The 20,681-nt window shown below is 39.0% G+C and carries 14 protein-coding genes and 3 pseudogenes; 8 read left to right on the top strand and 9 right to left on the bottom strand.

Annotated elements, in window-relative coordinates:
• Positions 1-21: 21 nt before the first annotated feature.
• The 3 genes from folP to rlmE all read right to left on the bottom strand — a co-directional run bounded on the left by folP (position 22) and on the right by rlmE (position 3,688).
• Positions 22-873: a dihydropteroate synthase gene (folP, locus tag F985_RS07420; protein WP_004699635.1), complete on the bottom strand. Its 852-nt coding sequence runs from the start codon at positions 871-873 to the stop codon at positions 22-24.
• Positions 874-1,007: 134 nt separating this feature from the next.
• Entirely contained in the window at positions 1,008-2,903 is a 1,896-nt protein-coding gene (gene ftsH / locus F985_RS07415; protein WP_025469076.1) for an ATP-dependent zinc metalloprotease FtsH, read from the bottom strand.
• A gap of 134 nt (positions 2,904-3,037) precedes the next feature.
• The gene (gene rlmE, locus F985_RS07410; protein ID WP_000235573.1) at positions 3,038-3,688 is read right to left on the bottom strand and encodes a 23S rRNA (uridine(2552)-2'-O)-methyltransferase RlmE; all 651 of its coding nucleotides are present in this window, start codon (positions 3,686-3,688) and stop codon (positions 3,038-3,040) included.
• Positions 3,689-3,887: 199 nt separating this feature from the next.
• Here rlmE and yhbY point away from each other — a divergent pair, with 199 nt between their 5' ends.
• The gene (gene yhbY, locus F985_RS07405) at positions 3,888-4,211 is read left to right on the top strand and encodes a ribosome assembly RNA-binding protein YhbY (protein ID WP_004699631.1); all 324 of its coding nucleotides are present in this window, start codon (positions 3,888-3,890) and stop codon (positions 4,209-4,211) included.
• Between the two features lie 15 nt (positions 4,212-4,226).
• Entirely contained in the window at positions 4,227-4,763 is a 537-nt protein-coding gene (locus F985_RS07400) for a DOMON-like domain-containing protein (RefSeq protein ID WP_004699629.1), read from the top strand.
• A gap of 56 nt (positions 4,764-4,819) precedes the next feature.
• On the opposite strand, the gene F985_RS07395 is transcribed toward F985_RS07400, so the two are convergent.
• Positions 4,820-5,404 carry a hypothetical protein gene (locus F985_RS07395; protein WP_004699627.1) on the bottom strand — a complete coding sequence of 195 codons (585 nt, stop codon included), beginning with the start codon at positions 5,402-5,404 and terminating at the stop codon, positions 4,820-4,822.
• A gap of 312 nt (positions 5,405-5,716) precedes the next feature.
• On the opposite strand from F985_RS07395, the gene carA reads away from it, so the two are divergent.
• From carA to F985_RS07370, 5 genes are all read left to right on the top strand, one after another.
• The gene (gene carA / locus F985_RS07390; protein ID WP_004699625.1) at positions 5,717-6,856 is read left to right on the top strand and encodes a glutamine-hydrolyzing carbamoyl-phosphate synthase small subunit; all 1,140 of its coding nucleotides are present in this window, start codon (positions 5,717-5,719) and stop codon (positions 6,854-6,856) included.
• 14 nt (positions 6,857-6,870) lie between these two features.
• Positions 6,871-10,101 (top strand): carbamoyl-phosphate synthase large subunit, encoded by a 3,231-nt coding sequence (gene carB, locus F985_RS07385; RefSeq protein ID WP_004699623.1) that lies wholly within the window; start codon positions 6,871-6,873, stop codon positions 10,099-10,101.
• Between the two features lie 87 nt (positions 10,102-10,188).
• On the top strand, positions 10,189-10,665 hold the full coding sequence (gene greA, locus F985_RS07380) for a transcription elongation factor GreA (protein ID WP_004699621.1): 477 nt from the start codon (positions 10,189-10,191) through the stop codon (positions 10,663-10,665).
• 71 nt (positions 10,666-10,736) lie between these two features.
• Positions 10,737-11,369 (top strand): CatB-related O-acetyltransferase, encoded by a 633-nt coding sequence (locus F985_RS07375; protein ID WP_004699619.1) that lies wholly within the window; start codon positions 10,737-10,739, stop codon positions 11,367-11,369.
• 122 nt (positions 11,370-11,491) lie between these two features.
• Positions 11,492-11,929, top strand: coding sequence for a universal stress protein (locus tag F985_RS07370; protein ID WP_004699616.1), 438 nt, complete (start codon positions 11,492-11,494; stop codon positions 11,927-11,929).
• Between the two features lie 38 nt (positions 11,930-11,967).
• Here the strand turns inward: F985_RS07370 and F985_RS0104185 are convergent.
• Positions 11,968-12,712: pseudogene (locus F985_RS0104185) on the bottom strand (hypothetical protein).
• A 24-nt stretch (positions 12,713-12,736) separates the two neighbouring features.
• Positions 12,737-13,066: an MGMT family protein gene (locus tag F985_RS07365; protein ID WP_029767333.1), complete on the bottom strand. Its 330-nt coding sequence runs from the start codon at positions 13,064-13,066 to the stop codon at positions 12,737-12,739.
• Positions 13,067-13,145: 79 nt separating this feature from the next.
• Here F985_RS07365 and F985_RS07360 point away from each other — a divergent pair, with 79 nt between their 5' ends.
• Entirely contained in the window at positions 13,146-13,865 is a 720-nt protein-coding gene (locus tag F985_RS07360; RefSeq protein ID WP_025469075.1) for a zinc metalloprotease, read from the top strand.
• Here the strand turns inward: F985_RS07360 and F985_RS07355 are convergent.
• The 3 genes and pseudogenes from F985_RS07355 to F985_RS07350 form a co-directional block, all read right to left on the bottom strand.
• Positions 13,862-15,586, bottom strand: a complete 1,725-nt coding sequence (locus tag F985_RS07355; RefSeq protein ID WP_004699606.1) for a CapA family protein — start codon at positions 15,584-15,586, stop codon at positions 13,862-13,864. The two genes, F985_RS07360 and F985_RS07355, sit on opposite strands and share 4 nt — an antisense overlap.
• Positions 15,583-17,238: pseudogene (locus tag F985_RS0104180) on the bottom strand (poly alpha-glucosyltransferase). The gene F985_RS07355 and the pseudogene F985_RS0104180 overlap by 4 nt, the downstream one beginning before the upstream one ends.
• Positions 17,239-17,384: 146 nt before the next feature.
• Positions 17,385-20,588 (bottom strand): annotated as a pseudogene (locus F985_RS07350) (BapA/Bap/LapF family large adhesin); the annotation flags it as partial.
• Positions 20,589-20,681: the final 93 nt, after the last annotated feature.

Genomic DNA, 20,681 nt, shown 5'->3' with positions numbered 1-20,681 from the left:
CAAATTCAATAAGAATACACTTTATGCATGCTGCATGGCTTGCCAAACTAAAACAGCCTCATGCATCGCTTTCACATCATGTGCTCTTACAATCGACGCTCCTTGCTGAATACTTAACAAATGCCCAGTAACACTTCCTACAGCACGCTGATCAGCAGCTGCACCTTTCAAAGCCTCCCCGATAAAGCGTTTACGAGAAAGACCAGATAAAATTGGAAAGCCCAATTCATTAAGTTTCCAAAATTCTTTTAATAATTTTAAATTCTGCTGTGCATTTTTTGCAAAACCAAACCCAGGATCAATAATAATATTATGCTGCTGAATTCCAGCAACCAAAGCCTCATCAATGCGTTGTTGCAGCTCTTGCATCACATCAAGTGTTACATCACTATATTGATCTAACTGATTCATTGTGGTTGGCTCACCACGCATATGCATAATCACTACAGGTATATCTAACTCTGCTGCGGTCTCCAATGCATTAGGGCGTGTTAGAGCGCGTACATCATTCCAAATATGCGCCCCTGCTGCTTTTGCTGCGCGAATCACCTCTGGCTGGCTCGTATCGATTGATAAAATAATATTATGATGAGATAAAGCTTCAACTACAGGTACCACACGGCGTATTTCTTCTTCAATCGCCACTTCTGAAGCACCAGGTCGAGTAGATTCACCACCAATATCAATAATAGTCGCGCCTTGTTCAATCATACTAAGCGCATGCTCAACCGCTTGGTCTAATTGATTATGTTTACCACCATCGCTAAAAGAATCCGGGGTAACATTTAAAATACCCATAACATGTGGCTGAGATAAATCTAGTTGAAGCTGTCCACACTGTAAAATCTGCTTGGGTAAAGATATTAACTGCATAAAAAGCTCCGGTTCAAAATCAGGTGATATTTTAGCAACTCTATACTTTACATGCTGTTGATTTCTTTTCAGCTTTAGCCGAATTTAAGACAAATAAAAAAAGCCACATGAATGTGGCTTTTTTATTAATTAACTTAATTCATCGCTGGTAATGGCGGTGGAGTAGATGGACCATCTTTCGGTGGTTCAAATGCCGATACCGGATTTTCAGCAATATAAACTTTAGGTGGTTGAGGCTCGCGACCTTCCATGATGTCACGGATTTGCTCACGATCAATAGTTTCCCATTCCATCAACGCTTTAACCATAGCATGTGCGATATCTTTATTATTTTCCAAGATATCACGAGCAACTTTATATTGTTCATCTAAAATACGGCGTACTTCCTGATCAACCTGTTGTTGAGTTGCTTCAGAAATTGTGCGGCTACCTACGTTACCGAAGAATCCATTTTGATTTTCATCTTCGTAAACCATAACACCCATTTTGTCAGACATACCGTACTTCGTAACCATCGCACGAGCCATTTTCGTAGCACGCTCAAAGTCATTTGAAGCACCAGTCGATTGCTGCTGAATAAAGACTTCTTCAGCAATACGACCACCAAACAAAATTGCAATTTCATTTAACATTTTGTCTTTATAGTGGCTAATCTGATCTTGTTCAGGTAACTGCCAAGTTACACCTAAAGCCCAACCACGCGGCATAATTGTTACTTTATGCACAGGGTCAGTACCCGGTAAAATCTCAGCAACAATTGCATGTCCAGCTTCATGATAAGCTGTTGCGCGGCGTTCTTCTTCACGCAGAACCATTGATTTACGTTCTGGCCCCATATAGATCTTATCTTTTGCATCTTCAAAGTCATGCATATCGACAGTGTTCTTATTACGGCGAGCAGCAAACAAGGCAGCTTCGTTTACAAGGTTTGCCAACTGAGCACCAGAGAAACCAGGTGTACCACGTGATAAGACTTTAACATCTACACCAGTCACTGAAGGTAACTTTTTCAAATGTACATTCAGGATTTGCTCACGACCACGGATGTCCGGTAGACCGACCATAACTTGACGGTCGAAACGGCCTGGACGTAACAATGCTTTATCCAACACATCAACACGGTTAGTTGCAGCAATAACGATTACGCCTTCATTACCTTCAAAACCATCCATCTCTACGAGCATTTGGTTTAAGGTTTGTTCGCGTTCATCATGTCCACCGCCAGTACCTGAACCACGGTGACGACCTACTGCATCAATCTCATCAATAAAGATGATACATGGTGCATGACGTTTTGCTTGTTCAAACATATCACGGACACGGGATGCACCCACACCCACAAACATCTCAACAAAGTCAGAACCAGAAATGCTGAAGAATGGAACTTTTGCTTCACCAGCAATAGCTTTAGCTAATAACGTTTTACCAGTACCTGGAGGACCAACCATAAGTACGCCACGTGGAATTGTAGCGCCCAAGCGTTTGAACTTTGCAGGATCTTTTAAGAAATCTACAATTTCTACAACTTCTTGCTTCGCTTCATCACAACCAGCAACGTCAGCAAAAGTCACTTTGATTTGGTCTTCAGAAAGCATTTTTGCTTTTGACTTACCAAAACTCATCGGACCATTTTTACCGCCTGCACCACCACCCATGTTACGCATAAAGAACATGAATAACAGAATGATTAACAGTACAGGGAAACTAGCAATGAGAAGTTGCATCAAAATGCCTTGACGTTGTGGTGCTGTGCCCTCTACAACAACATTTTGCTTGTTTAAGCTTGGCATAAGTTCAGTGTCTTCAACTTGCGGACGAACAGTTTCAAACTGAGATCCGTTAGTTTTTTCACCACTAATATTTAAACCGTCAATCGTGACTTGCTTAATTTGGCCAGCATTCACCGCTGCAACAAAATCTGAATATTTCATTGCAGAAGGCTTATTGCGGTCACTGATATTACTGAAAATTAAAATCAGAACACCCAGTATTATTAGCCACAATACGGCATTCTTGAAGTAATCGCTCAAAGCTTTATTCCCATATCGATCTAATTTGATCATGCCTAATCTTGGCCGATCTTCTTAAAAACAGCAATTGTCTTGCTTGCGGATAACCTAAAAGATACAAAATGCACAATTTTTAGGAGCTTGGCAAGTAAACTTTATTGCAATGCTTTCTTACGCCCTTGTCCAACCAAAAAAACTTCTTTAGATCGTGCCCGAGAAGCTGCTGGTTTTGCTGTTTTTAACACATCAAAACTATCAACGACTTGTTTACGAAACTCATCAAATCCTGCGCCTTGGAACACTTTAACAACAAATTGTCCATTTGGACCCAAGACTTTTTGAGCAAAGTCTAAAGCAAGTTCACATAAGTAAATCTGTCGAGGTTGATCAACAGCCCTATTACCTGATGTATTGGGGGCCATATCAGAAATTACAATGTCTACTTGTCTTCCATTTAAAATATTTAACAATTTTTCAAATACTGCTTCTTCTCTGAAGTCGCCTTGTAAGAAAGTGACATCCGGCAAAGCATCCATAGGTAAAATATCGGAAGCAATAACCAACCCCTTGCTACCAACAAGTTTCCCAGCAATTTGCGACCAACTCCCAGGAGCCGCTCCCAAATCAACCACTGTCATGCCTGGCTTGATCAACTTATATTTTTCTTGAATTTCAAGAAGTTTATATGCTGCTCGTGCACGATATCCTTCCTTTTGTGCTTTTTTTACAAAAGGATCGTCTAGATGTTCCCTCATCCACGCACGACTACTTTTAGACAATTTTTGGTTTGTAATGCGTGTTGCCATAACTCACTAAATATCAAAAAAACTTCTGATTGCTCATTGTACGTGAAAATTACTCTCATTACAGTACGGATGTAACGTAATCTCAATAACTTTTACAGTTTTTTTCCAATAATGTTGATCGATTATTTATACAGTTTTTCGTACATTTGATTTTAAGTTTTTTGCTATACTAAGTCGTTTTTAAAATCAGGTATTTTTAATGGCCGCTTTATCTATTCATGAACGTAAACGTTTACGTCAAATTGGTCATGTGCTTAATCCGGTTGTCATGATTGGTGGACAAGGCTTAACAGATGCTGTAATCGAAGAAACTCTTCGTGCTTTGAATGATCATGAACTCATCAAAGTAAAAGTTGCTGGCGAAGATCGTGAAGCTCGTGCTGCTGTAATCGATGCAATTGTTGAAGCAACTGGTGCTGAAGCTGTGCAAAAAATTGGTAAAATTGTTTTACTTTACAAAAAAGCAGCTAAACAGAACCAACACTTATCTAATCTTGTTCGTCACGCTCACTTAGCAAACTAATTTATTGACTACTTTATGGCAAGTTACGAACTTTCAGCTTTTGATCGTTTTCATGCTGTTTCTGTTGTTGGCGCAATTGAACAGCAAACCCCACATACATTAAATGTGGGTTTTTGGATTCGTGATCCAAACCAACTTATTATCTGGCCTCAAGAAGTTGCAGCTCATCCCCGCCAAGATTTTTTGTGGGAAGAGACTTGTTTTGAGATTTTTATTGGCGTGCATGGTGAAGATTTCTATCGGGAAATTAATCTTTCTCCTTCTCAAGCATGGCAAACTTACCAGTTTGAAGAATATCGCTATCCGGAAAGCATGCCTCCCCTCGTTGCTTACGATATCGAGCTTAATCATCTCAAGCGTACTCACTACGGCTTAAATGTAAGTCTTGATTTAGGTCAGTTTATGCAGCAGCATCATTTAAAATGGGCAAACCTTTATTTAGGTTTAACCGCTGTTTTAAAGACTAAAGATGGTATACAGTACTATGCAATGCAGCATAGTGGACAAAATGCTGATTTTCACAATAAACGTGATTGGCTACATCAGTTTTAAAAATAAAAAAGCGAGAAATTGATTCTCGCTTTTTTATTAATTTTATGAAGCTAAACTTAGTTATCTCTTGCTTTGTTCCAAGCTTCAACCGCATTATTTTTAGTGCGTTTCAAACTCTCACTTAAAGAATCTTTATGCTTCAAAGAGATTTGGCTAATGTCACCTTTAAGTTCTTTGGTGACTTTTGTTAAATCTTCAATTAATGCATTAATTTCAGCTTTTAATGTATTTTTTAGTTCATTTAATCCTTCTTGAGACGTATTGAACTGAGCTTTAATCACATCAAGACGTTGTAAAATATCTTGTTTAATCTGAGCAAACTGATTTTGAATGTTTTGGTTCAACTCTTGAGTCTCAGTCTCAATTTTTTCTTCAGTTTCACTCAATACAACTTTTACTTGTTCTTGAGTTTCATTTATAGCTTCTTTAACTTGCGAAGTTGCTTCTTGAGCGACTTCTTTCACCTGTTCTGTTTTTTCAGCTACAACTTCTTTTACCTGCGTCGCTTTAGCACTCACTGCTTTTTTAGCGCGGGTCGTTGTTTTAGTAACAGCTTCTTTCACTTCGGTTACTTCAGCTTTAACAACATCTGCAACTGTAGAAGCGTTTTCAGCTATATCTTTTGAAACTTGATTGCTCATACTATTTCCTCATATTGTTTATTTTTTTCTGAGATTACAATAAGTGGAATTAGCATAATTTAACCGCCAGATTGTTAGACAATTTGCCAAAAGTATCAATTTCAGACAAGCGGATGAATATTTTTGCAAAAAGCAAGCAAGGAATTATATTTTTTAATAGAAAACAAATAGACTTTTTAGGGTTCCATGCGTATAATGCGCTGTTAAGTTACAAGCGGGCAGACCGATGAGGAGGGGCATGTTTTTTTAGAACATCGCCTATCTTTTTTAGGTCTACTCGCTTTTTTACAGCCGAAATTCAGGAGCTTTGGTTTGAGCATCCCCGCCATTTTAGCCCTCGCAGATGGAACGATCTTTAAAGGAACGTCAATCGGCGCAACGGGAAGTACGACTGGTGAAGTCGTTTTTAACACAGCCATGACAGGCTATCAAGAAATTTTGACTGACCCAAGTTATGCACAACAAATTGTGACATTAACTTACCCTCATATTGGTAACACTGGTTGCAACGAAGAAGACGTTGAATCTGGTCGTATCCATAAAGTATGGGCGAATGGTTTAATTATTCGTGACCTTCCACTACTACACAGTAATTTCCGTTCTGAGCAGTCGTTAGGTGAATATTTACAAGCGCACAATGTTGTTGCAATTGCTGATATTGATACACGTAAACTTACTCGTATTTTACGTGACAAAGGTGCACAAAATGGTTGCATCCTTGCTGGCGAAAATATTACTGAAGAAGAAGCAATTGCTAAAGCTCGCGCTTTTGGTGGTCTAAATGGTTTAGACCTTGCTAAAGAGTGCTGTGATCCAACAGGTTTTGAATGGTCTGAAGGTTCATGGGTATTAGGTAAGGGCTTTACACAACCTGAGTTAAAATATCATGTGGTTGCATACGATTATGGTGTCAAAACCAACATCTTGCGTATGCTTGCAGACCGCGGTTGCAAACTTACTGTTGTCCCTGCTGAAACTCCGGCTGAAAAAGTATTAGCACTTAATCCAGATGGCGTACTCCTTTCAAACGGTCCTGGTGACCCAGCTGCTTGTGACTATGCAATCGAAGCTGTAAACACTATTGTTGAAACCACAACATTACCTGTATTTGGTATCTGTTTAGGACACCAAATCTTGGCACTCGCTTCTGGTGCAAAAACTGTAAAAATGAATCATGGTCACCACGGTGCAAACCACCCTGTACAAAATCTTGAAGATGGTACAGTGATGATTACATCTCAAAACCATGGTTTTGCTGTAGATGCAGAAACATTACCGGCTAACTTAAAAGCAACGCATAAATCATTGTTCGATGGCACCTTACAAGGTATCCACCGTACTGACAAACCAGCTTTCAGCTTCCAAGGTCACCCTGAAGCAAGCCCAGGTCCACATGATTGTGCACCATTGTTCGATCATTTCATCGAACTTATCGAAGCATCTAAACAGTAATTACGGAGCGAATAATGCCTAAACGTACGGATATTAAAAGCATCTTAATTATTGGTGCTGGTCCAATTGTTATTGGTCAGGCTTGTGAGTTTGACTACTCTGGTGCTCAAGCATGTAAAGCGCTTCGTGAAGAAGGCTACCGTGTTATTTTGGTTAACTCTAACCCAGCGACCATTATGACTGACCCATCAATGGCGGATGCAACATATATTGAGCCAATTACTTGGCAAACTGTTGCTCAAATCATTGAAAAAGAGCGTCCAGATGCAGTCCTACCTACGATGGGTGGACAAACTGCATTGAACTGCGCACTTGCACTTGATGAAAATGGCGTATTAGCGAAGTACAATGTAGAACTTATTGGTGCAACTAAAGAAGCGATTGAAAAAGCCGAAGACCGTAAACTCTTCGACATCGCTATGCGCAAAATCGGTTTGGAATGTCCAAAAGCTGCTATTGCTGAAACCATGGAAGAAGCATTGGAAATCCAATCTCGCTTTGGTTTCCCAGTAATTATCCGTCCTTCATTCACAATGGGTGGTTCAGGCGGTGGTATTGCATATAACCGTGAAGAATTCCTTGAAATCTGTGAACGTGGTTTCGACCTCTCTCCTACTCACCAATTATTGATTGATGAATCATTAATCGGCTGGAAAGAATACGAAATGGAAGTTGTTCGTGACAAAAACGACAACTGTATTATCGTATGTGCGATCGAAAACTTTGACCCAATGGGTGTTCACACTGGTGACTCAATCACTGTAGCACCAGCTCAAACATTAACTGACAAAGAATATCAATTGATGCGTAATGCTTCAGTTGCAGTTCTTCGTGAAATTGGTGTTGAGACCGGTGGTTCTAACGTTCAGTTCGGTATTAACCCGAAAGACGGCCGTATGGTTGTGATCGAGATGAACCCTCGTGTATCTCGTTCGTCTGCTCTTGCTTCTAAAGCAACTGGTTTCCCAATTGCAAAAATCGCTGCGAAACTAGCTGTTGGTTACACTCTTGATGAATTGAAAAATGACATCACTGGTGGTGTAACTCCTGCGAGCTTTGAACCAGCAATTGACTATGTTGTAACGAAGATTCCTCGTTTTAACTTTGAGAAGTTCCCACAAGCAGAACCAGTTCTTACCACTCAGATGAAGTCTGTTGGTGAAGTCATGGCAATTGGTCGTAACTTCCAAGAATCTGTACAAAAAGCATTACGTGGTCTTGAAGTTGGTGTAAGCGGTTTTGATGAAAAAATCGAAGCTGGTGCAACAAACGTAAAAGAAACGATTTTAAAAGAGCTTAAAGTTCCGGGTCCTGAGCGTATTTGGTACGTAGCAGATGCATTCCGTCATGGCTTCTCTTTAGATGACGTATTTGAAGCAACTAAAATTGACCGTTGGTTCTTGATCCAAATTCAAGATATCGTCAACACAGAAGCTCAAGTAAAAACTTTAGGTTTTGGTGACTTAAACGCGGACAACATCCGTTCGTTCAAGCGTAAAGGTTTATCTGACCTTCGTATTGCTCACCTTATGGGCATTTCACAAAAGCAATTCCGTAAACAACGTTGGAACTTGGGTGTTTATCCAGTTTACAAACGTGTTGATACATGTGCTGCCGAGTTTGAATCTGGCACAGCATATATGTATTCAACTTACGATGAAGAATGTGAAGCAAATCCATCAAATCGTGACAAGATCATGGTAATTGGTGGTGGTCCAAACCGTATTGGTCAAGGTATCGAATTTGACTACTGCTGTGTACACGCTGCTCTAGCTATGCGTGAAGACGGTTATGAAACAATCATGGTGAACTGTAACCCTGAGACTGTTTCTACCGACTATGACACATCAGATCGTTTGTACTTCGAACCTGTAACACTTGAAGATGTTCTTGAAATCGTTCGTACTGAGAAGCCAAAAGGCGTAATCGTACAATACGGTGGTCAGACTCCACTTAAGTTAGCACGTGCTTTAGAAGAAGCTGGTACTCCTATTATCGGTACTTCTCCAGATGCAATTGACCGTGCAGAAGACCGTGAACGTTTCCAACAAATGATTCAACGTTTACAGCTTCGTCAACCAAACAACAGCATTGTAAAATCTGCTGAAGAAGGTATCTCTGAAGCTGCGAAAGTTGGTTATCCGTTAGTTGTTCGCCCATCTTATGTATTGGGTGGTCGCGCAATGGAAATCGTGTATAACGAAGATGAACTTAAACGTTATCTTCGCGAAGCAGTACAAGCTTCTAACGAAGCCCCTGTTCTTCTTGACCGTTTCCTTGACGATGCAACTGAAGTTGACGTTGACTGCGTATCTGACGGTAAAGATGTTGTGATTGGCGGTATCATGCAGCACATCGAACAAGCAGGTATTCACTCAGGTGACTCTGCGTGTTCTATTCCTCCTTACTCTCTATCTCAAGAGATTCAGGACGAAATGCGTCGTCAAACAGTGGCTATGGCAAAAGAACTTGGTGTTGTTGGCTTGATGAACGTTCAATTCGCAGTTAAAGGCGATGACGTTTATGTTCTTGAAGTTAACCCACGTGCTTCACGTACTGTTCCGTTCGTATCGAAATGTATTGGTGAATCTTTAGCAAAAGTAGCTGCTCGTTGTATGGCGGGTCAATCACTTGAATCTCAAGGCTTTACTAAAGAAATCATTCCAACACACTTTTCTGTGAAAGAAGCAGTTTTCCCATTTGCTAAATTCCAAGGTGTAGATCCTATGCTTGGACCTGAGATGAAATCTACAGGTGAAGTAATGGGTGTTGGTAAGACATTCGGTGAAGCATTCTATAAAGCTGTTTTAGGTTCTAATGACCGCTTACCGGGCTTGCCAACTGAAGGCGAAGAAAAGATTGCTTTCTTATCTGTCCGTGAATCTGATAAGAAATATATCGCTGATATCGCTAAAAAGTTTGTAGCATACGGCTTCAAACTGGTAGCAACAGGTGGAACTTATAAAGTGCTTAAAGAAGCAGGTTTGGAATGTGAACCTGTAAATAAAGTAACTGAAGGTCGTCCACATATTGTTGACCGCTTGAAAAATGGCGAAATACACCTTATTGTCAACACTACTGAAGGCAAACAAGCTCAATATGACTCTGCAATGATTCGTCGTGCTGCCCTACAAGGCAAAGTGTATTACACAACGACTATCAATGGCGCAGAAGCAGTTTGCCAAGCCTTTGCTGTGAAATTGCCAATGGATGTATACCGCTTGCAAGATTTAACTGTAGGTTAATTTTTTTCCGATAAGTCCCGCCACCTTATCGGTGGCGGGATTTTTTCATTTTTTTAACTGTGTTTTCTCAACTTAAGAGGGACCGAAATGCAACGTTATCCAATGACCCCTGAAGGTAAAAGTGCCTTAGAGAAAGAATTACAACATCTGAAATCTGTTGAACGTCCGCGTATTACTCAAGCGATTGCTGAGGCACGTGAACATGGGGACTTAAAAGAAAATGCAGAATATCATGCTGCTCGTGAGCAACAAGGTTTCTGCGAAGGCCGTATCCAAGATATCGAAGGAAAATTGGGTGCTGCACAAGTCATCGATGTTAAAGACTTAGAACAAAACGGTCGTGTTGTATTCGGTGTTACGGTAACGATTGAAAACCTTGATACTGAAGAACGCAAGACTTATAAAATTGTTGGCGATGATGAGGCTGATTTTAAAATTAATAAAATCTCAGTGAACTCACCAATTGCTCGTGGCCTTTTAGGCAAAAATGAAGGTGATGAAGCAAAAATTATCACTCCTCAAGGTGAAGTTGAATACGAAGTTGTAAGTGTAGAATATCTTTAAGATACTACTCTTAAGCCCCTCTTTATGAGGGGTTTTTAATTGCTTTAACTCATTTGTTTGGATAGTAAATTATGGATACACCTCTGATTAACTCGCCAGTCCGTCATTGGTGTGAATTTGAGTTTATTTCCAAAACTGTCAAAAATCCGAATATCCATATCAAGGGTAATTACTCTTACTACTCAGCCTATTGGGATCAAGGTTTTGAGCGTTGTGTAGTGCGCTATTTACATGACAAACCCTCTACTCCAGAAAAACCTATTGATCAGCTTTATATTGGTAATTTTGTATGTTTTGGGGCTGAATGCGTGATTATGATGGGTGGCAATCAGCTTCATAGACCAGATTGGATTGCAACTTTCCCCTTCGATACTCGTAGTTTTTTAGCTGCTGGTGACACCATCATTGCAGATGGCTGTTGGGTTGGAAGCCGTGCAATGATTATGCAAGGCGTAAAAATTGGTGAAGGTGCAGTTATTGCAACTGGAGCCGTTGTAACAAAAGACGTCCCACCCTATGCAATTGTTGGTGGAGTTCCGGCAAAAGTTATTAAATACCGTTTTCCGACAGAGCAAATAGAGAAACTACTCACTTTAAAACTTTATGATTTAGATGAAAAACAAGTTTTAAAAATGCGTGAATATTTGCAAACTGATGATATCAATGCTTTAACAACACATATTGAAAATTTAAGAGATAAATAAAAAATAGTGCCAAGATTTTCTTGTTTCAATAACACAAATCATTACGAGCTAGAATTTAAATCGTAAGAAAAGAAGTATAAAGTATTGAATAAATAAGCATCATTACAATAAGGAACAATCTCATGTCATATCAGCATATTCTTGTACCAATTGATGGTTCTGAAACTTCTACGGTCGCTATGAAAGAAGCCATCAAGCTCGGAAAAGCATTAAATAGTAAAATTACTATCGTACAAGTGATGGCACTTGATCCAATTATTGCGGATCTTTATGTAAAGACTGGTCAAACAAATGAATTGATTGAACGCACTAGAACTTATTTACTCGATATTTTAGAACAAGCCAAACAACAATTTGTACAAGAAGGGCTTACCGTAGAAACCAAATTACTTGAAGGCTTTGTGGTTCATGAAGAAATTATTCAAGCTGCACAAGACATCAATGCAGATCTCATCGTTATGGGTTCGCATGGCCGTACAGGTGTCCGAAAACTTGTATTAGGAAGTGTTGCACAAAAAGTTTTAGGTGAAAGCCATATCCCTGTTTTGATTGTTCGCTAAAAAAACACCTATCTGGCTCAATTTAGTCAGGTAGGTATCTATTTTTTAAATGGAATAACATCTTCACTCGATTGTTCAACTGTTATTGTTTTTTTACTTTTAAAAGCATCCCAAGAATAATTTTTATAATTTAATTGCCATAAATAGTATGGTTGACCAGTATCTTTAAACCTTATGTTTAGAGTCATCCATGCCTCGTCATGACAATGGGGAGATTTCTTATAATCTTGTTCTGAAAAGCATGCACGAATCATTTCACTTGAAGAAAAATTAATATCTTTTAATGCAACTTGATACCGCCCTTTAGACTTAAGCTCAATAAAATCAGCATTTTCTTCAAAACGCCCTCCTCCAGAGTAACCAGTAAACCAAGTATTTAGTACTGCTATGGCATATTCATTTTTATTGAGGGTATAGTGCTGGAAAGATTTTGAGTCCATTAGGACCTAAATCATCAGAATGTGGCTCTTTATTACTATGCTCATAATTTTTAAAGTTCCACTCATTTATTACTGTGTATTGGTTATTCTGCTTTTTAACTTGAGCAATTTGCGGAGTCTCATCTATTAAATAATAAGTCTGATCTTGTGTATTTTTGGGTTTCCACAGCTTAACTTCATCGCTACATTTCTGACTCAACTGCTGACAAATCGAATGTATTTCTTGTGATGAAGCATTCACATTTATAAAAGGTTGGGCTGAAATAGCCTGCTCTGCAAAACTCGATTGCACTGTTAAACCTAATAGTAATATGGCTAGACTCTGCCATTTATAATGCTGCATTTGTATTTGTTCTCTTTAATAATTTTAAGGTTGCCATGCGAACTGCTTTAAGTTCACTTTGCCATTCAACAAATAGACTCCTTCATCTTCAAGCTTTAACTGCTGAACATTCTCACCTTTTTCATTAAATCTGCTTAGGCTAATTTTACCTTGTGAATTAATAACGCGGTACCAAGGCACCTGATGGTCTGCTTCAAGATGTTTAAGAACATAACCCACTAATCTGGCATGTTTAGGTAAACCTGCCATACGTGCTATTTGTCCGTAAGTTGCTACTTTTCCATATGGAATTAAAGCGATGACTTCTAAAATTTGTCGATGTAGTTCATACTGAGTTGTCAAAATGGAATCCATAAAAATTGACATCATTCATATCATATAAAAATTTACTTTAAATCACTTTAGAATAATATGCAGAGATAATGCGATGAATATGAAAAAAACCTTATTGATGATTACAGGAACACTTCTTTGTGCCTCTTGTACAACTACTCCTCCTCAACTAAAGCCAGAGCCATTGATAGAAGAACCTGCTAATAATAGGCCTGTAGTTCCAGTCACTTTCGTTTTTACAACCAACAATCCGTCTGCTGCACGTTTCGACAACCTTGCACAAATGCGAAAAGAAGTTGGTATTTTGAATAAATATTATTTAGATGACCAAGGAAACAAAATATTTAATTTTAAGTTAAATCGTTATATCTCTTATCAAGATTTCTCAAAATTGCACTGCCAACTTAGTAATGAAATAAATCAACCTCGCCCTATTTCTATAGGATCTATGCCTGCAAGCGTCAATGCATGCTTTCCTAAACGTACGACAAGTAAAGAAGTCATTGTTTTTATATACGATGCTTATTCAAAAAAGTTAGAGTTTAATGATATTACGAGCCGAACATTCCGTAATAATGGAAAGCCTTTCATTTTATTAGACTGGAATAGATTAAATTATAATATACAAGCAGGTAGTATTCATGAAATGGGCCACGCTTTCGGCTTGAAACATGTTTGTGCCCCTAATGCTACCAAAACCACACCAACCAATATTATGGCCAGTGCTGAATGTAAATTAGGCAGTGGTGGCTTAAGAAATTTGGGTTTCACCCCATCACAGCTACAAACGATTTTATCGAGTTATCAGCAATACCCTTAAAATTTGATCTCAACGTACCGTCCTAAGTTATCATGGGTACTCGTGTAATCCTCATGGGGCAGTAAAGATGTCATATAAGTACTGGCCTTTGAGAAATCATTAATATCTACTGGATATGGCTGCCAAAAAGTTTTTAAGTTATCCGTATAAATTGGATAAAGTCGAAGCAAGTCCTTTGCTAGATCTATTCTGGCAATACAGCCAAATGGCAAAGAATGATGCTGCTCATATTCTCCATCACTATTAAATACAGCATTGCCGATACCCAACACCACTGGCTTTTGGTTGATAAGCTGAATTGGCTGAATAGTATGAGCACCATGACCAATAATTAGGTCAGCCCCAGCCTGTGTAAGAATACCAGCAAGTTTAATTTGCTCTTTTGTAGGAGGTTTAAAGTCGACTCCCCAATGACAAATAACAATAATTTTATGTTTAGGATGAGCCTGTTTATAAAAAACTATTTGCTCAAGTAAGACACCGTTTAAACAAGCGACTCCACTTCTTGACCCTAGCGCATAAAAGTCATAATCCAAATAAGCAGTGTCTCTATGCCAGTAACCATTAAAAATTGCATAGTGCTTATTTTCAAAAACTATTTCAAAGTAATTGTGAGCATCTTTTTGGTTGTGCCCAGCACCAATATAGGAAACATTAGCCTCGTCCAATTGTTGTAATGTATAGGCCAGCCCTTCATCACCATAATCTTTAAGATGATTATTTGCTAACACCAAATAATTTAGATGAATGCTTTTAAATTCTTCTAATGTCTTTTTAGCATTGGCTTTTAGAATGAATGGCTTTTTATCTTTTAATAGTGATTGGTTTTCTAGAGAAAAGACTGCTTCAAAGTTAGCTATGTTTATGTCATTTTTACCTAAAAATGGCTGTATTTTTTCAAATGAAAAGTGATATCCATATTGTTGTAGAGCATCTATTTGCCTTCTCGACTTACGCTTTTCAGTATAGGTCTCACCGAAATATGTATCTCCAAGAATATTAATAATCCCAGTCTGTGAAGTACAATTCTTCGCCTTTACGCGCTCTTCTTGGAAACAGTGATAATAAGGAACCAAATGCTCGAGACGGTGAATGTCATCTAAAAAAGAGAAAAAGCCAATGCTCTGGTTATCCTCAAGATAAGTGACATAAATTTTTCTAAATTGATGGGAGATATATAAAGCCGAGGTTAGCACTGGATGAGCAATTAAAGGTGTAATCGGTTGATATACTTTATTTTTAAAAGAAAGTGTTTTGAGAAATAAAAGGTTGTTTAGCTCGGCTGGATAGCTATAAATATTTTTTGCCAACAAAAATAGATTTTTTAATTGATTAGGTGATTTTAAAGTTAACTTGTAGTTTTCCGCCCTTTTAGACAGGATCAATTGAGCTTGCTCAACGGAATCAAACAGTATATTGCTTAAGGCATCTTTAACATCATTTGCATGAGTAAAAATTAAGAATTGTAAGAGCTCGACAAATGTATAAGATTCATTTTTTTCTAAACCTAAATTTTGTTCACCAAGTTGCTTAGGCTTTTGCTCAGATACAACATAGGTCTTATTTGCTTCGATGTTTTTTTGTTGAAATTGCTCCAATGCATAATCAATAAGCAATAAAGTTGAAACATCTCCATCAACTTCAAATTTCCAAATCGCATTATCGAAGTTAGTATGATCTAGAGGCGCCAATAACTTAATTTCAAAAAGAGAGTAAGTCATATCTCCTCTCCTTCGAAATCTTTTACGTAGGCTATATAGCCTGATAAGTTATGTTCTTGGTCATCTATTCTTACTCTAAAGCGATCATGTCGCACATAAAAAGCATGTAATATTTTATCTGGACGATCCATATACATCGCCATTTCTGGATAGAAAAAACCCGTAGTTTGGAATTCAGCCCGAAATTTAATGAGTTTTTTTAGCTCTGACATATAAGCTTGTTCAAGAAGCTCTTGATGGCCTTGCTCTTTTAATCGATTTACCATTTTATAAGCAGCCATGAGCATTTCTAATAAAGTGGCATAAGTTGTCTTTCTATTTCTTATAAAAATAAAATGTTTTAAATAATTATTTAAACCAAAAATAAAATATTTTTCTTCAGGACATATTTTTGTAAGCTCATTGGTACAATAACTTAACCAATGATCATGATATTTTTCATATCTTTTATGAATAAAATTATCAAACATTAATTTAACTGTTTCTAATAATCTTTTATCCTGATTTATTTGATATAACCTTAATAAAGCTAATGCTGCTTCGCCATCGTAATAAATAATTCTAAACTTTTCTTTTAAATCATAGTCTGGATAATTTAACACATGGGTAGTTAATCCATCTGAATCAACTAATTTTAAAATACCATTTGCAAGTTTTTCTGCATATTTTAAATATTCAGACTTTTGGGTAATTTCCTGAAATTTCGTTAACATTAAAATAGCTGCTGCGTTTGCACCTAGTTTAATTTCAAACTCCCCTTCTTTTCCATCAATCATAAAAGCAGTTGTAGGGTCTTTTTCTTTATAAAAGTTAGAGAGTGCATATTGCATGGCACTCATTATTTTAGGCAAATATTCAGGTTTATCTTGTACTTCGAAAGTTTCTAATAGTGCATAAAGTGATGTGCAATGACGTACTGTATTATAACTGCGGATATCACGATCAAAAGCAGGAAAATAGCCATAAATGAATTTGCCATTTTCTTGAATCTGACTGTGCAAAAAAGTTGCATTTTTCTCAATAAGCTCTCTAAAATGCTGCTTCTAGTTCTTTACAATACCTCTAATACCATTTGCATCATAACGGCTTGCTAAATTAATGAATTGTCCATTTTCATAAAAAGTTGCATAGGTATCGAAAGTCCAAACATCTTGCAGCTCTTGTAGTCTAATTTGTGGTTTAGTAGCGTTATATTTTTGCTTAATTGCATAGTTCAGATTGTTTTCATCAAAAAAATTAGGTTTGTCATAACTCAAACCTCGAATAATTGCTTTTCCATAGATCTCTTGCTCCAGAAAAACCACTGACCATGCTTCATCAAATGCGATTCCTCTGCGGTAATGATTATTATGAAATTGATGATGAACAAGTTGTTCTATTTGACTCCAACTTTGTTTTTCTAGGTTGTACGCAACATCAATTTTTATATAGTCTGGAAGTTGATTTGGAGAAAACTGTCTATCAATAAAATCGAGTAATTGTATAGTAGCTTGTGAAAAAGCTGTTTTGTCGGTATGCCAGACATTACATCTTTGATCTTTAGGACCAAATGATATAAACAAAATTGTTTCTTCTGTAAGATCTGGAACATGCTGAACAATATGTTCCAACCAAAGCTTAAGTTGTCTTTTAAAGTCTAAAAATACCGACACTCGAATTAAGTCCCTATTCGTTATTTGTTGTTCTATAAAATTTTCAATACATCATAGCATGAACTCTGTAAAAGCTAAGTTAACGTATTGTTTAAACATAAAAAAGAGAACCCTAAGGTTCTCTTTTTTACTTGGTTAATTATCTATTAGTAGATAATTTGACCATTATTAAGTAACTCAGTTTCACTGGTCGTAACACCTTGTAAAACTAATAGATTAGTAAAGTTATTTGTAGGTAAAATCAATCCAGTTAACCCATCACGGTCAATTTGAATAGTGGTATTACCATTACTTACAGTAACATTCAAATATTCACCAATATTAGCAGACGTTTGTGCTCCATCTAATAAGCCTCTGATATCAATCAAATCAGCCTGAGAATCTGTAGCAACATTACCCACATGGAAATTAGTCCAAGTATCTACACCATTACCACCCGTGCTTGCACCATTGTTAGCAGTAGCAGTACTTCCATCTAATACATGATAAATCAATGTATCTGAACCAAAGCCAATGGTGCCATTATCAGTATTAAACGTATCATTCGCTGATGTACTGAGTACATGGGTATTGTAATCAGAAGTAGTCAGATTAACCGTCAATGTTGAGAAAGACTCAGCACCATTTGCTGCTACTAACTTATAGTTAATCGTATCGGTTGGATTAGCCAATGTTAATGATGAGGTATTAGCACGGTATTCATAATCACCATTCGAATTGATCACAAGTGTGCCATTTGTCGTGGTAACCGTTTGCCCAGTAGCTTCAACATAAGTGCCAACACTATTTTGAACATAAAGTTTGACACCATCAGCAGTAAAGGTACCACTGTCCGCAACCCCACCAATTGTGTCTCCGGTAAGAATGTTACCGTGAACCCAGTCAGATGAGTAACTGTTCAAATGCGTTGTTGTGGTCGTTACTTGAGTATCCAAAGTGGTTGTACCAAGTGATATTGCCGTCAACGTATATTGAACACGGTATGTACCAGCACTTAAATGCTCAACAGCATCTTGGAATGCCACCGTTCCGAGGCTAATACCACCTACACTCGCAAGTGCTGTCGCCGAACCAGTATAGGTTGTGTTAACCCATGTTGCTCCAACCAACTGCTGAACAACATAACTTACCGTTGGTAATGCACTTAGCAATGGTTGGTTAGCATAAGTCGCAGCAACCTGCACATCGACTAAGTCTCCCGCCGCAACAGTGAAGCTATTAGACACAACAGAAGTCGAACCAAGTAAGCTGATTGATATATTCGGACTTGGAACATCTACTGGTGTATCTGTTGAGTTACTAAAGTCAACCGTTGCAATAGCCTGATCTGCATTTGCAATAACTTGCGTTATGCCATCTGTTCCAGGACTCGCAGTATTCCAAGTAATACTTACATCAGGTGATCCAATCTGTATGTGTAATACAGCTGTACTTGTAGCACCCGTTGCTGGGTCTTTAATTGTGTAAGTAAAGCTATCTACTTTACCAATGTTGGCAGGGTTAGCAGTCGGTGTGTAGCTATACGAACCATTCGCAGAAATCGTAAGTGTTCCGTAAGCGCCAGTTACTGGTGTTGAAGAACCAATAGTTGTGGTTACCGCACCTACTTGTTCACCAACTACTGTAGATACTACAGTCGTTCCAGTGATTGTATCTGGAGTATACGAAGGACCATATATAGCAGAATCATCATCTGTAAGCACATTACCGCTTACTGTTGCTGCAGTATATGTAGGTACTACTGTGTGGTTATAATCATCGCGAACCACACTCATTGTACCTAACAATCCTACACCTACACCGGTATAGACCATAAATGCTCTATAAGAACCACTTGCTAAGTCTGTGATAGTCGCACCGTATCCATTACCGCCGAGTATTCCGACGTTAATTAATCCAGTACTCGCGTCACCTGCAACATTCTGCCATGAACCATCCGGTGCTTGTTTTTGCAAGACTATTTTATAGTCGTTAAGCAAAGATAAACTGAGTAAAGCTCCATAACTAATCGTTGCATCTGAAGTATGTCCAGCGGCAATATTGAAGCTCACGCTCGGAGTACCTAAAAGCGATACGTTGAGATTCTCAGTTAGACCGATCAATGCTAGATAAGTTGCAGAACCAGCATTAATACCCGTTGTCGTTAATGGAACAATGTCTATAGCTACACTATCCACATTGTCATGTGCAGTAATTGTTGGTACCAGAACAAGGCCAGCAAGATTAGCACCTGAACCCGGGTTACCTGCAAGGTCGGTATAAGTACCGTTCGCTACACTCAAGCTCGGTGGTGTTGCTGTGCCGTCTTGGGTAAAGGTCGCTGTCCAGGTCTTACCACCATCGGTACTTGCTAAACCAGCCAAAGTACCACCCGCCAAGGTTACATCAGTTGCATCAAAGCCAGTCACCGGTTCACTGAAAGTGAAGGTCACTGTGGTGCTTTCGCCCGCTGCAAGGTTCAGGTCACTTGCACTAATCGCAAGCGTCGGTGGCGTAATATCAGCTGTTAAGCCAGCAAGACTCGCACCTGAACCAGGGTTACCTGCGAGGTCGGTATAAGTACCGTTTGCTACACTCAAGCTCGGTGGTGTTGCTGTACCGTCTTGAGTAAAGGTCGCTGTCCAAGTCACACCATCAGTGGTCGCCAAGCCAATCAGTGTACCTCCTGCCACTGCCACATCAGTTGCATCAAAGCCAGTCACCGCTTCACTGAAGGTGAAGGTCACTGTGGTGCTTTCGCCCGCTGCAAGGTTCAGGTCACTTGCACTAATCGCAAGCGTCGGTGGCGTAATGTCGGCTGTTAAGCCTGCAAGACTCGCACCTGAACCCGGATTACCTGCAAGGTCAGTATAAGTACCGTTTGCTACACTCAAGCTCGGTGGTGTTGCTGTACCGTCTTGAGTAAAGGTCGCTGTCCAAGTCACACCATCAGTGGTCGTCAAGCCAGTCAGTGTACCGCCCGCCACTGCCACATCAGTTGCATCAAAGCCAGTCACCGCTTCACTGAAGGTAAAGGTCACTGTGGTGCTTTCGCCCGCTGCAAGGTTCAAGTCAGTCGCACTGATCGCAAGGGTCGGTGGAGTAATGTCAGCTGTTAAGCCTGCAAGACTTGCACCTGAACCCGGGTTACCTGCAAGGTCGGTATAAGTACCGTTTGCTACACTCAAGCTTGGTGCAGTTGCACTACCGTCTTGAGTAAAGGTCGCTGTCCAGGTCTTACCACCATCGGTACTTGCTAAACCAGCCAAAGTACCACCCGCTAAGGTTACATCAGTTGCATCAAAGCCAGTTACTGCTTCACTGAACGTGAAGGTCACTGTGGTGCTTTCACCTGCCGCTAAGTTCAGGTCACTTGCGCTAATCGCAAGTGTCGGTAGTGTATTATCCACAGTCACCGTCACATCGGTCGGGCTGCTGATGTTACCTTGCGCATCCACCGCTTG

It is taken from the genome of Acinetobacter seifertii (assembly GCF_000368065.1).
In the GTDB taxonomy this organism is placed as follows: Bacteria; Pseudomonadota; Gammaproteobacteria; order Pseudomonadales; family Moraxellaceae; genus Acinetobacter; species Acinetobacter seifertii.
The sequence above is the reverse complement of the archived record's forward strand: the minus strand, read 5'-3'. Positions and strand labels throughout refer to the sequence as shown.

What these genes read in the sequence shown, in the direction of transcription:
- folP (WP_004699635.1), bottom strand. Translation starts at nt 873, where the DNA reads ATGCAGTTAATATCTTTACCCAAGCAGATTTTACAGTGTGGACAGCTT.
- rlmE (WP_000235573.1), bottom strand. Translation starts at nt 3,688, where the DNA reads ATGGCAACACGCATTACAAACCAAAAATTGTCTAAAAGTAGTCGTGCG.
- yhbY (WP_004699631.1), top strand. Translation starts at nt 3,888, where the DNA reads ATGGCCGCTTTATCTATTCATGAACGTAAACGTTTACGTCAAATTGGT.
- F985_RS07400 (WP_004699629.1), top strand. Translation starts at nt 4,227, where the DNA reads ATGGCAAGTTACGAACTTTCAGCTTTTGATCGTTTTCATGCTGTTTCT.
- F985_RS07395 (WP_004699627.1), bottom strand. Translation starts at nt 5,404, where the DNA reads ATGAGCAATCAAGTTTCAAAAGATATAGCTGAAAACGCTTCTACAGTT.
- carB (WP_004699623.1), top strand. Translation starts at nt 6,871, where the DNA reads ATGCCTAAACGTACGGATATTAAAAGCATCTTAATTATTGGTGCTGGT.
- greA (WP_004699621.1), top strand. Translation starts at nt 10,189, where the DNA reads ATGCAACGTTATCCAATGACCCCTGAAGGTAAAAGTGCCTTAGAGAAA.
- F985_RS07375 (WP_004699619.1), top strand. Translation starts at nt 10,737, where the DNA reads ATGGATACACCTCTGATTAACTCGCCAGTCCGTCATTGGTGTGAATTT.
- F985_RS07370 (WP_004699616.1), top strand. Translation starts at nt 11,492, where the DNA reads ATGTCATATCAGCATATTCTTGTACCAATTGATGGTTCTGAAACTTCT.
- F985_RS07365 (WP_029767333.1), bottom strand. Translation starts at nt 13,066, where the DNA reads ATGGATTCCATTTTGACAACTCAGTATGAACTACATCGACAAATTTTA.
- F985_RS07360 (WP_025469075.1), top strand. Translation starts at nt 13,146, where the DNA reads ATGAAAAAAACCTTATTGATGATTACAGGAACACTTCTTTGTGCCTCT.
- F985_RS07355 (WP_004699606.1), bottom strand. Translation starts at nt 15,586, where the DNA reads ATGACTTACTCTCTTTTTGAAATTAAGTTATTGGCGCCTCTAGATCAT.